The organism is Streptomyces sp. CNH189 (assembly GCF_000527195.1).
In genome coordinates this window covers 140704-153206 of record NZ_AZUS01000006.1, presented here as the reverse complement: position 1 = coordinate 153206, position 12503 = coordinate 140704, and the positions used below count along the sequence as shown (strand labels likewise).

Genomic DNA, 12503 nt, shown 5'->3' with positions numbered 1-12503 from the left:
TGACGCTCCGTCAACGGGCGCGGGCGCTCCTGGCGAGCCGCCGGCCGCGCTCGGACAGCGAGGCGCCCCCATCGCTCCCCGACCCTCCCAGTGCCCGTGGACAGTGGATGCGCATCACCTGACCCGCCACTCGAAGGAGTGAACATCGGAGGCGAGTTGAGGAGCAAGTTCCGTTGCGCCCCGCAGCGGGCCCGCGCGGCACGCCGGTTGGACGTCTGCGGCAGGCGGTGGCAATATTCGCCGCCACGCCTTCCCGGAGCCCTTCATTCCCTCCCAAACCAGGCGTCTGACCTGCGCGCCTGTGGAGAACGTACGAACCCTGCCCGGCTTTTGCGGGCGTTGTGGGGAACTCGTGCAGACTGGCCGGATGCGCACGGAACTTGTTTCGGAGCCCGGTGAACCGGGACGCCCCAACGAGGACTTCGCGAGCGTCGGACTTCCGGCCTCCGGGCAGGGCGGTTCGCTCGTGGTCCTGGACGGCGTCACGCCGCCGTCCGACGGGGGCGGCTGTCTGCATTCGGTGCCCTGGTTCACCGCCCGGCTGGGCGGCGCGCTGACCGAACTGACCGTTTCCCTCCCGGATGTTCCGCTGGCCGAGCTGCTGTCCCGGGGCATCGCGCGCACGGCCGGGAGCCACGCGGCGACCTGTGACCTTTCTCACCCCCGAACGCCGCAGGCGACGGTGGTGCTGACCCGCTGGTCGTCCGGCTCGGTGGACTGGCTCGTGCTGTCCGACTCGGTGCTGCTGGTGGAGTCGACGGACGGCACGGTCACGGCGGTCAGGGACGACCGGCTGGACCGGCTGCCCCTCTCGGCCCTGGCCAGCCACACCGTCGTGGACACCACGCTGCGCAACAAGGAGGGTGGCTTCTTCACCGCGGCGGCGGACCCGGCGGTGTCCTCACGGGCGGTCACGGGCTCCCTCCCGCGCGGGGAGGTGCGCGCGCTGGCGGCGCTGACGGACGGCGCGGCGCGGTGGGTGGAGCGGTTCGGCGAGGGCGACTGGGCGGACTGCCTCGCCCTGATCCGCGAGGAGGGCGCGCGGGCGCTGGTGGACCGGGTCCGGTCCCTGGAGCGCGCGGACGCGACCCGGGTCCCGCCCCGCCGGGGCAAGCCCCACGACGACGCGACGATCGTCCACACCGAGCTGCCCCCCGCCTGAGGGGCTGCCCGTACGGGCAGCTGTCGTCCGGACGGCGAACTGTCCTCGCCCGAACGGCCGGGCACCGCCCGCACGGCGGACACCTGCCGGCCCCTCGCCACTGACGCATGCGCCCGGGGCGCCCGCCCGGAGACACGGGCACCAGCCCCCACCCGGTCACGCGGCGCCCCGCACCCACCCGCGCCGCGGGGCACGCACCCCCCGATGCGCTCGGGGCGCCCCCGGGTCACGGAAACCGACCCCCACGCCGCGAAACCGGACGCACGGTGCCCGGCACCCGCCCGCGCCGCGGGGCCCGCACCCGCCGGGTCACGGTCACGGGCCTTCCGCCCGTCCCCGCGCGCGTGGCCGGGCGGCGGAGCCGCCCCCTACCGTTCCATCCCCCGGTTCAGCCGGTTGAGCAGGCGGGCGAGTTCCGTGACCTCCGTCGGGTCCCAGTCGGCGAACCGGCCGGCGTAGCGGGCGCGGCGGGCCTCGCGCACCCTGCTCACCCGCTGCCGCCCTTCGTCCGTGAGCGTGACGAGCCAGGCGCGCCCGTCGGCGGGGTCCGGCTCGCGCCCGACGAGCCCCAGGTCTTCGAGGGCACGCAGCTGGCGGGACATCGTCGCCTTGCCCACACCGATGTAGGCGGCGAGTTCGGTGGCCCGCTGCCGGCCGCACTCATCCAGACGGACCAGCAGGCCGTACGCGGACGGCTCCAGGTCAGGGTGGACCTCGCGCGCCATCTCCCCCTGGCTGGCCCGCGCCCGGCGCAGCAGAACCGTCAACTCCCGTTCCAGGGCCAGGAACCCGGGCTGTTCCACACCGGACGCGGGCTCCGGCGAGGCGGCGTGTTCCCCGCCGCCGTTTACGTCTTCGTGCACGTGTGCCCCTGCCTCGGTTTCCGGTTCTGAAAGTCTGGCGCCAGGTGGCGGCGTCGCCGCAGCTCCATAAGTATTTCGCAGGCGTAGACCAACGGCAGCGCGGCGGTCCGCCCGCCCGCCGTGGTCGACGTCCGCAGTGTCTCTACCAGCCCCATACGTGGCATGCCCACTACATGCGATGTGGGTCACATTCCGGGTTCGCCCCACGACCGTTCGGAGATGCGTCATGCCTGTGCCCAGATCCCGGCTCGTCCGTATACGCGCGCTCGGGGCCGCCGGTGCCGTCCTGCTCGCGGCCCTCGTCCTCCCGCAGACGGCGGCCGGCGCAGACGAGTCCGCCCCCACCGTCCCGCCGCGCGGCTCCGCCCACATGGGCATGGGCGTCCTCGCCCACGACGGCCGGGCCGGCCTGCCCACCGCGCGCTCCACCCAGACGGAAGGGGTGGACGTCTCCAGCCACCAGGGCAACGTCGCCTGGCCGACCCTGTGGAGCAGCGGGGTCCGCTGGGCCTACGCCAAGGCCACGGAGGGCACGTACTACACCAACCCGTACCACTCCCAGCAGTACAACGGCTCCTACGACGTCGGCATGGTGCGCGGCGCCTACCACTTCGCGACGCCGGACACCGCGAGCGGCGCCGCCCAGGCGGACTACTTCGTGGACCGCGGCGGCGCCTGGTCCGCCGACGGCCGCACCCTGCCGGGCGTCCTGGACATCGAGTGGAACCCGTACGGCGACGCCTGCTACGGCAAGTCGGCGAGCTCGATGGTGAGCTGGATCCGCGACTTCCTCGACCAGTACCGCGCCCGTACCGGCCGCGGCGCCGTGATCTACACCGCCACCAGCTGGTGGCAGCAGTGCACCGGCGACTACGCGGGCTTCGCCTCCACCACCCCGCTGTGGATCGCCCGCTACGCCTCCACCGTGGGCGACCTGCCCGCCGGCTGGGACACGTACACGATGTGGCAGTACACCTCGACCGGCCCGACGGTCGGCGACCACGACCGCTTCAACGGCACCCTCGACCGGGTGCAGGCCTTCGCCGCCGGCAGCTGAGCCACAAAGCGGTAAGGGAAAGGCCCGGGTTTCCCTCACGGGACCCGGGCCTCCCTCATCCGGCGACCCCCGTCACGCGGCCACCGGAACCTCCGGCGCCGCCCCGTTCGTGGCGGGCGACAGCGCCAGATCCAGCACCTGGCGGACGTCGGTGACGGCGTGCACGTCCAGCTTCTCCAGCACCTCCGCCGGGACGTCGTCCAGGTCGGGCTCGTTGCGCTTGGGGATGATCACGGTGGTGATCCCCGCCCGGTGCGCGGCGAGCAGCTTCTGCTTCACCCCGCCGATCGGCAGCACCCGCCCGGTCAGCGACACCTCACCGGTCATCGCCACGTCCGTACGGACCAGCCGGCCGGAGAGCAGCGAGGCCAGCGCGGTGGTCATCGTGATGCCCGCGCTCGGGCCGTCCTTGGGCACGGCGCCCGCCGGGAAGTGGATGTGCACGCCCCGGTCCTTCAGGTCGGCCACCGGCAGCTCCAGCTCGGCGCCGTGACTGCGCAGGAAGCTCAGCGCGATCCGCGCGGACTCCTTCATCACGTCGCCCAGCTGGCCGGTCAGGGTCAGCCCCGCCGCGCCCGTCTCCGGGTCGGCCAGGGAGGCCTCCACGTAGAGCACGTCCCCGCCGGCGCCGGTCACGGCGAGCCCGGTGGCGACACCGGGGACGGCGGTACGGCGCTCGGCCGGTTCCTGGGCGGACTCCGGCACGTGGTGCGGCCGCCCGATCAGGTCGCGCAGGTCGCCCTCGGTGACGGTGAACGGCAGCTCCCGCTCGCCCAGTTCGTGACGGGCGGCGATCTTGCGCAGCAGCCGCGCGACCGACCGCTCCAGGGTGCGCACGCCGGCCTCGCGCGTGTACTCACCGGCCAGCTTGCGCAGCGCCCCTTCCTCGATCGTCACCTCGTCCGCCGCGAGACCGGCGCGCTCCAGCTGGCGCGGGAGCAGGTGGTCACGGGCGATGACGATCTTCTCGTCCTCGGTGTAGCCGTCGAGGCGGACCAGCTCCATACGGTCGAGCAGGGCCTCCGGGATGGCTTCGAGGACGTTGGCGGTGGCGAGGAACACCACGTCGGACAGGTCGAGCTCGACCTCCAGGTAGTGGTCCCGGAAGGTGTGGTTCTGCGCCGGGTCGAGGACCTCCAGGAGGGCGGCGGCCGGGTCGCCCCGGAAGTCCGAGCCCACCTTGTCGATCTCGTCGAGCAGGACGACCGGGTTCATCGAACCGGCCTCCTTGATCGCCCGCACGATCCGGCCGGGCAGCGCGCCGACGTAGGTGCGGCGGTGGCCGCGGATCTCGGCCTCGTCGCGGACGCCGCCGAGGGCGACGCGGACGAACTTGCGGCCCATGGCGTGGGCGACGGACTCGCCCAGCGAGGTCTTGCCGACGCCGGGCGGGCCCACCAGGGCCAGCACGGCACCGCCGCGCCGTCCGCCGACCACGCCGAGACCCCGGTCGCTGCGGCGCTTGCGCACCGCCAGGTACTCGGTGATGCGCTCCTTCACGTCCTGCAGACCCGCGTGCTCGGCGTCCAGGACGGACTGGGCGCCCTGGATGTCGTAGGCGTCCTCGGTGCGCTCGTTCCACGGCATCTCCAGGACCGTGTCGAGCCAGGTGCGGATCCAGGAGCCCTCCGGTGACTGGTCGGAAGAGCGCTCCAGCTTGTCGACCTCCTTGAGCGCGGCCTCGCGCACCTTCTCCGGCAGGTCGGCGGCCTCGACGCGGGCGCGGTAGTCGTCGGACTCCTCGCCCTCCTGGTCGCCGTTCAGCTCGCGCAGTTCCTTGCGGACCGCCTCCAGCTGACGGCGGAGCAGGAACTCGCGCTGCTGCTTGTCGACGCCCTCCTGGACGTCCTTGGCAATGGTCTCGGCGACGTCCTGTTCGGCGAGGTGGTCGCGCAGCTGCTGGGTGGCGAGCTTCAGCCGGGCCACCGGGTCGGTGGTCTCCAGCAGGGCGACCTTCTGGTCGGTGGTGAGGAACGGCGAGTAGCCGGAGTTGTCGGCGAGCGCGGAGACGTCGTCGATGGCCTGGACCCGGTCCACCACCTGCCAGGCGCCGCGCTTGCGCAGCCAGGCGGTGGCGAGCGCCTTGTACTCCTTGACCAGTTCGGACACGTGTCCCGGCAGCGGCTCGGGCACGCTCTCGTCGATGCGGGTGCCCTCCACCCACAGCGCCGCGCCCGGCCCGGTGGTCCCGGCGCCGATGCGCACCCGGCCCCGGCCGCGGATCAGGGCGCCCGGGTCGCCGTCGGCCAGCCGGCCGACCTGCTCGACGGTGCCCAGCACGCCGGTCCCGGCGTAGGTCCCGTCGACGCGCGGCACCAGGAGCACCCGGGGCTTGCCCGGTTCGTCGCGGGCGGCGGCCTGGGCGGCCTCCACCGCGGCGCGCACCTCGGAATCGCTCAGGTCCAGCGGAACCACCATCCCGGGCAGCACGACCTCGTCGTCGAGCGGCAGCACGGGCAGGGCGAGCGGTGTGGACTCAGCAGCCATGATCTCCCCTTCGGCAGTCAAGTTGAGCTATGCCGACTCAATGCAGGAGCGCCGCCGAATGTTCCCGGACGCGCGTTCGCTGTCAGCGATCACCGGACGGGGGTCCCCCGTCCCCGGCCCCTGGGAAGGGCGAGCTGCCAGGATGAACGCATGCCCACCCCGTACGACATTCCCGAAGCTCCTGAAGTCCTGGACCGCCGCGAGGGCCCGTACGGCGAGGTGGTGCTGCGCCGGCACGGCGACCTGCTGCAGATCATCGCCAACGGCTGCTTCCTGATGGACACCTCCGACGGGCGTTCCGAGCGGCTGCTCGTGGACGCCGCCCTGACCGCCCTCGACCCGGAGGCGGACGGTCCGCGGGTGCTGATCGGCGGGCTGGGCGTCGGCTTCTCCCTCGCGCACGCCGCCGGGCAGTCCCGCTGGGGGCGGATCACCGTGGTGGAGCGGGAGCCCGCGGTCGTCGAGTGGCACCGCGCGGGCCCGCTGTCGGCGCTCTCCGGACAGGCCCTCGCCGACCCGCGCACGGAGATCGTCGAGCAGGATCTGATCACCTACGTCAATGAGACATCCGACACATTCGACGCGCTGTGTCTCGACATCGACAACGGGCCCGACTGGACCGTCACCGAGGACAACGAGGGCCTTTATTCGCCGACCGGACTCGCGGCATGTGCAAGGGTGTTGAAGCCGCGCGGGGTCCTCGCGGTATGGTCCGCCAGGCCTTCCCCGGAATTCGAGGGAACCTTGCGGAATGCCGGGTTCCGGCAGGTGCGTACCGAAGAGATCCCCGTTGCCCGGGGCGTTCCGGACGTCGTGCACATCGGCGTCCGCCCTGGATAGCAAACGGGTGGTGAATCCCCGTACGCTGCTGCCTTGGCGCGGATCATTCAAGCGTCAATCGCAGTGATGCGCAGACGACGGATCACCCCACGGATTCCGGATAAAGCACACCTCAGGGGCGGGCGATGGAGCAGACACACACCTCCCACAACGGCACGGCGACGACCACCCCCGGCGCTCAGCGCAGGGTCCTGGTGGTCGAGGACGACGCGACGATCGTGGACGCCATCGCGACCCGCCTTCGTGCCGAGGGATTCCTGGTGCAAACGGCGGGCGACGGCCCGTCCGCAGTGGACACGGCGGAGGCCTGGCAGCCCGATCTGCTGATCCTCGACATCATGCTGCCCGGCTTCGACGGCCTGGAGGTCTGCCGGCGCGTGCAGGCCCAGCGGCCGGTGCCGGTGCTGATGCTCACCGCGCGCGACGACGAGACCGACATGCTGGTCGGCCTCGGTGTCGGCGCCGACGACTACATGACCAAGCCGTTCTCCATGCGGGAGCTGGCGGCCCGGGTGCACGTGCTGCTGCGCCGCATGGAGCGCGCGGCCCTCGCGGCCACCACCCCGCGCAGCGGCATCCTGCGCCTGGGCGAACTGGAGATCGACCATGCCCAGCGCCGGGTGCGCGTGCGCAGTGAGGACGTCCACCTGACGCCCACCGAGTTCGACCTCCTGGTGTGCCTGGCCAACACCCCGCGCGCGGTGCTCTCCCGCGAGCAGCTGCTGGCCGAGGTCTGGGACTGGGCGGACGCCTCCGGCACCCGGACAGTGGACAGCCACATCAAGGCGCTGCGCCGGAAGATCGGCGCCGAGCGCATCCGCACGGTGCACGGCGTGGGCTACGCCCTGGAGACGCCGACGCCATGAGCGCGGGTCCGGGGGGCCACGGACAGGGGCGACAGGGCGGGCGCACGGGACAGCCCTGGGGCGGCCTGCGGCCGTTCTCGATCAAGACCAAACTGGGCGCGCTGGTCGTCGTCTCGGTCCTGATCACCACCGGACTGTCGGTGGTCGCCGTGAACACCAAGACGGAGCTGCGCTTCATCACGGTGTTCTCGATGATCGCCACGCTGCTCATCACCCAGTTCGTGGCGCACTCCCTCACCGCTCCGCTGGACGACATGAACGCGGTCGCCCGGTCCATCTCGCACGGCGACTACACCCGCCGGGTGCGCGAGAGCCGCCGTGACGAGCTGGGTGACCTGGCGCAGACGATCAACGTCATGGCCGACGAGCTGGAGGCCCAGGACAGCCAGCGCAAGGAGCTTGTGGCCAATGTCTCGCACGAGCTGCGCACGCCCATCGCGGGCCTGCGCGCGGTGCTGGAGAACATCGTCGACGGCGTCACCCGGCCCGACCCGGAGACGATGCGCACGGCCCTGAAGCAGACCGAGCGGCTCGGCCGCCTGGTGGAGACGCTGCTGGACCTCTCGCGCCTGGACAACGGCGTGGTCCCGCTGAAGAAGCGCCGCTTCGAGGTGTGGCCGTACCTGTCGGGCGTGCTCAAGGAGGCCAACATGGTCGCCTCGGCCCGCGCCGGCATGGCCTCCGGATCCGGCAGTCACACCCGTACGGACGTCCATCTGCATCTCGACGTCACCCCGCCCGAGCTCACCGCGCACGCCGACCCGGAGCGGATCCACCAGGTGGTGGCCAACCTGATCGACAACGCGGTCAAGCACAGCCCGCCGCACGGCCGGGTGACGGTCCGGGCGCGCCGGGGTGCCGAGCCGGAGTCGCTGGAGCTGGAGGTGCTGGACGAGGGTCCGGGCATCCCGCGGACCGAGTGGCACCGGGTCTTCGAGCGGTTCAACCGCGGCAGCGTCAACCGTCCGCACGGCCCCGGCAGCGACGGCGGCACCGGGTTGGGTCTGGCGATCGCCCGCTGGGCCGTGGATCTGCACGGCGGCCGGATCGGAGTGGCGGAATCCGAGCGGGGTTGCCGGATCCTGATCACTCTTCCGGGGCCCACCTCCACCCCAAGTTGACGTAAAGTTCGAAGCCGAGCTTCAAGATCCATCAGTGTTCGCGCTGACGGACACGTGTGATCAGGCACAGGCCCGCGCGCGGGGCGCGTCGGACCCCGGTCGAGCGATGCCTGATAACGTCAAGAGAAGCGGAACCTCGCTTGTTTCCCGCCATTTCCAGCGCCGAAACACCCGTTGAGATGTGATGTGCACGACGTTGCTAGGGCCCGGCCTGACCTTCTCGCGCGCGGAGGCGTAGCCTTTATTTCCGCTGTCCATCATCTTGCGAAGCGGAAGAGGGCGGTTGACGCCGTGTCGCCACAGTCCCCCAGTAACTCGAGCATCTCGACCGACACCGACCAAGCGGGAAAGAACCCCGCTGCGGCCTTCGGTGCCAACGAATGGCTCGTCGACGAGATCTACCAGCAGTACCTCCAGGACCCGAACTCGGTGGACCGAGCCTGGTGGGACTTCTTCGCCGACTACAAGCCGGGCGCGCCTGCGACCTCGGCTCCGACGGGTGACGCGGCCGCGGGGGCCGCTGTGACCCCCACCGCCCCGGCCCAGCCGGCCGCTCCCGCGAAGGCGGACGTGCCCGCCCCGGCCGCGCAGCCCGCTGCCGCCGCCCCGGCGGCCAAGGCCCAGGCTCCCGCCCCGGCGAAGGCGGCCGCTCCGGCCGCCCCCGCCGCGAAGCCGGCCCCGGCCAAGAAGGCCGAGCCCGCGGGTGAGGCCAAGAGCGGACCCGAGCGGGTGACCCTGCGCGGTCCGTCCGCCGCCGTGGCGAAGAACATGGACGCCTCGCTGGAGCTGCCCACGGCCACGTCCGTGCGCGCCGTCCCGGTGAAGCTGCTGTTCGACAACCGCATCGTCATCAACAACCACCTGAAGCGGGCGCGTGGCGGGAAGATCTCCTTCACGCACCTCATCGGCTACGCCATGGTCCAGGCCATCAAGGCCATGCCGTCGATGAACCACTCGTTCGCGAAGGTGGACGGCAAGCCGACCCTGGTGAAGCCGGAGCACATCAACCTCGGCCTCGCCATCGACCTGGTCAAGCCCAACGGCGACCGCCAGCTCGTCGTAGCGGCCATCAAGAAGGCCGAGACGCTGAACTTCTTCGAGTTCTGGCAGGCCTACGAGGACATCGTCCGTCGCGCCCGCGACAACAAGCTGACGATGGACGACTTCACCGGCGTCACGGTCTCCCTGACCAACCCCGGCGGCCTCGGCACCGTCCACTCCGTGCCGCGCCTGATGCCCGGACAGTCGGTCATCATGGGCGTCGGCGCCATGGACTACCCGGCGGAGTTCCAGGGCACCTCCCAGGACACCCTGAACAAGCTCGGCATCTCGAAGGTCATGACGCTCACGTCGACCTACGACCACCGGGTGATCCAGGGCGCCGCCTCCGGCGAGTTCCTCCGCCAGGTCGCGAACCTCCTGCTCGGCGAGAACGGCTTCTACGACGAGATCTTCGAGGCGCTGCGCATCCCCTACGAGCCGGTCCGCTGGCTCAAGGACATCGACGCCAGCCACGACGACGACGTCACCAAGGCCGCCCGGGTCTTCGACCTGATCCACTCCTACCGGGTCCGCGGCCACGTCATGGCCGACACCGACCCGCTGGAGTACAAGCAGCGCAAGCACCCCGACCTGGACATCGTCGAGCACGGCCTCACCCTGTGGGACCTGGAGCGCGAGTTCGCCGTCGGCGGCTTCGCCGGCAAGTCGATGATGAAGCTGCGCGACATCCTCGGCGTGCTCCGCGACTCGTACTGCCGCACCACCGGCATCGAGTTCATGCACATCCAGGACCCCAAGCAGCGCAAGTGGATCCAGGACCGCATCGAGCGCTCGCACACCAAGCCCGAGCGCGAGGAGCAGCTGCGCATCCTGCGCCGGCTGAACGCGGCGGAAGCCTTCGAGACGTTCCTGCAGACCAAGTACGTCGGCCAGAAGCGCTTCTCCCTGGAGGGCAGCGAGTCCGTCATCCCGCTGCTCGACGCGGTGCTGGACTCGGCGGCCGAGTCCCGGCTGGACGAGGTCGTCATCGGCATGGCCCACCGCGGCCGGCTGAACGTGCTGGCGAACATCGTCGGCAAGTCGTACGCGCAGATCTTCCGCGAGTTCGAGGGCAATCTCGACCCGAAGTCGATGCACGGCTCCGGCGACGTGAAGTACCACCTGGGCGCCGAGGGCACCTTCACCGGCCTGGACGGCGAGCAGATCAAGGTCTCGCTGGTAGCCAACCCCTCGCACCTGGAGGCGGTGGACCCGGTCCTGGAGGGCGTCGCCCGCGCCAAGCAGGACATCATCGGCAAGGGCGGCACGGACTTCACCGTCCTGCCGGTGGCGATCCACGGCGACGCGGCCTTCGCGGGCCAGGGCGTGGTGGCCGAGACCCTGAACATGTCGCAGCTGCGCGGCTACCGCACCGGCGGCACGGTCCACGTCGTCATCAACAACCAGGTCGGCTTCACCGCCGCCCCGGAGTCCTCGCGCTCGTCGATGTACGCCACGGACGTGGCCCGCATGATCGAGGCCCCGATCTTCCACGTGAACGGCGACGACCCGGAGGCCGTGGTGCGCGTCGCGCGCCTCGCCTTCGAGTTCCGCCAGGCGTTCAACAAGGACGTGGTGATCGACCTCATCTGCTACCGCCGCCGCGGTCACAACGAGACCGACAACCCGGCCTTCACCCAGCCGCTGATGTACGACCTGATCGACAAGAAGCGCTCGGTGCGCAAGCTGTACACCGAGTCCCTCATCGGTCGCGGCGACATCACCCTGGAAGAGGCCGAGCAGGCGCTGCAGGACTACCAGGGCCAGCTGGAGAAGGTCTTCACCGAGGTCCGCGAGGCCACCTCGCAGCCGTCCACGGTGGCGCCCTCGGACCCGCAGGCCGAGTTCCCGGTCGCCGTGAACACCGCGGTGACCACGGAGACCGTGAAGCGGATCGCCGAGTCCCAGGTGAACATCCCCGACCACATCACCGTCCACCCGCGTCTGCTGCCGCAGTTGCAGCGCCGGGCGGCGATGGTCGAGGACGGCACGATCGACTGGGGCATGGGCGAGACCCTCGCCCTCGGCTCGCTGCTCCTGGAGGGCGTCCCGGTGCGCCTCGCGGGGCAGGACTCCCAGCGCGGCACCTTCGGCCAGCGCCACGCGGTCATCATCGACCGCAGCACGGGCGAGGAGTACACGCCGCTGCAGTACCTCTCCGAGGACCAGTCGCGGCTGAACGTCTACAACTCCCTGCTGTCCGAGTACGCGGCGATGGGCTTCGAGTACGGCTACTCGCTGGCCCGCCCGGACGCGCTCGTGCTGTGGGAGGCGCAGTTCGGCGACTTCGTCAACGGCGCGCAGACGGTCGTGGACGAGTTCATCTCGTCGGCCGAGCAGAAGTGGGCCCAGACCTCCGGTGTGGTCCTGCTCCTCCCGCACGGCTACGAGGGCCAGGGCCCGGACCACTCCTCGGCCCGCCCGGAGCGCTTCCTGCAGCTCTGCGCCCAGAACAACATGACGGTCGCGATGCCGACCTCGCCGTCGAACTACTTCCACCTCCTGCGGTGGCAGGTGCACAACCCGCACCACAAGCCGCTGGTCGTCTTCACCCCGAAGTCGATGCTGCGCCTGAAGGCCGCCGCGTCGAAGGCGGAGGAGTTCACCACGGGCCAGTTCCGCCCGGTCATCGGCGACGACACGGTCGACCCGGCCGCCGTGAAGAAGGTCGTCTTCTGCGCCGGCAAGGTCTACTACGACCTGGCCGCCGAGAAGAAGAAGCGCGGCGCGGACGACACGGCGATCATCCGCATCGAGCGCCTGTACCCGCTGCCGGGTGCCGAGCTCCAGGCGGAGATCAAGAAGTACCCGAACGCCGAGAAGTACCTGTGGGCCCAGGAGGAGCCGGCGAACCAGGGTGCCTGGCCGTTCATCGCGCTCAACCTGATCGACCACCTCGACCTGGCGGTCGGTGCCGACCTCCCGCACGACGAGCGCCTGCGCCGCATCTCGCGGCCGCACGGTTCGTCGCCCGCGGTCGGCTCCGCCAAGCGCCACCAGGCCGAGCAGGAGCAGCTGGTGCGTGAGGTCTTCGACGCCTGACCGGCGGCGCCACGCGGTACGCGA

Annotated in this window: 8 protein-coding genes; 6 read left to right on the top strand and 2 right to left on the bottom strand. The window is 71.2% G+C overall.

What is annotated here, in order from left to right; genetic code table 11:
* The first annotated feature begins 367 nt into the window (after positions 1-367).
* Positions 368-1162, top strand: coding sequence for a protein phosphatase 2C domain-containing protein (locus B100_RS0110840; RefSeq protein WP_024884453.1), 795 nt, complete (start codon positions 368-370; stop codon positions 1160-1162).
* A gap of 368 nt (positions 1163-1530) precedes the next feature.
* On the opposite strand, the gene B100_RS0110835 is transcribed toward B100_RS0110840, so the two are convergent.
* Complete coding sequence (locus B100_RS0110835) at positions 1531-2025, bottom strand: MarR family transcriptional regulator (RefSeq protein ID WP_024884452.1); 495 nt, start codon at positions 2023-2025, stop codon at positions 1531-1533.
* 226 nt (positions 2026-2251) lie between these two features.
* Between B100_RS0110835 and B100_RS0110830 the strand changes: the two genes are divergently transcribed.
* Positions 2252-3082 carry a lysozyme gene (locus B100_RS0110830; protein ID WP_024884451.1) on the top strand — a complete coding sequence of 277 codons (831 nt, stop codon included), beginning with the start codon at positions 2252-2254 and terminating at the stop codon, positions 3080-3082.
* A gap of 72 nt (positions 3083-3154) precedes the next feature.
* Here B100_RS0110830 and lon read toward each other — a convergent pair whose 3' ends face one another.
* The gene (lon, locus tag B100_RS0110825) at positions 3155-5569 is read right to left on the bottom strand and encodes an endopeptidase La (RefSeq protein ID WP_024884450.1); all 2415 of its coding nucleotides are present in this window, start codon (positions 5567-5569) and stop codon (positions 3155-3157) included.
* 150 nt (positions 5570-5719) lie between these two features.
* Here lon and B100_RS0110820 point away from each other — a divergent pair, with 150 nt between their 5' ends.
* The 4 genes from B100_RS0110820 to B100_RS0110805 all read left to right on the top strand — a co-directional run bounded on the left by B100_RS0110820 (position 5720) and on the right by B100_RS0110805 (position 12479).
* Positions 5720-6409 (top strand): spermine/spermidine synthase domain-containing protein, encoded by a 690-nt coding sequence (locus B100_RS0110820; protein ID WP_024884449.1) that lies wholly within the window; start codon positions 5720-5722, stop codon positions 6407-6409.
* A 125-nt stretch (positions 6410-6534) separates the two neighbouring features.
* A complete protein-coding gene (locus B100_RS0110815; protein ID WP_019522934.1) occupies positions 6535-7275 on the top strand; it encodes a response regulator transcription factor in 741 nt (246 codons plus the stop codon).
* A complete protein-coding gene (locus tag B100_RS0110810) occupies positions 7272-8396 on the top strand; it encodes a sensor histidine kinase (RefSeq protein WP_024884448.1) in 1125 nt (374 codons plus the stop codon). The genes B100_RS0110815 and B100_RS0110810 overlap by 4 nt, the downstream gene beginning before the upstream one ends.
* Positions 8397-8687: 291 nt before the next feature.
* The gene (locus B100_RS0110805; RefSeq protein WP_024884447.1) at positions 8688-12479 is read left to right on the top strand and encodes a multifunctional oxoglutarate decarboxylase/oxoglutarate dehydrogenase thiamine pyrophosphate-binding subunit/dihydrolipoyllysine-residue succinyltransferase subunit; all 3792 of its coding nucleotides are present in this window, start codon (positions 8688-8690) and stop codon (positions 12477-12479) included.
* The last annotated feature ends 24 nt before the right edge of the window (positions 12480-12503 follow it).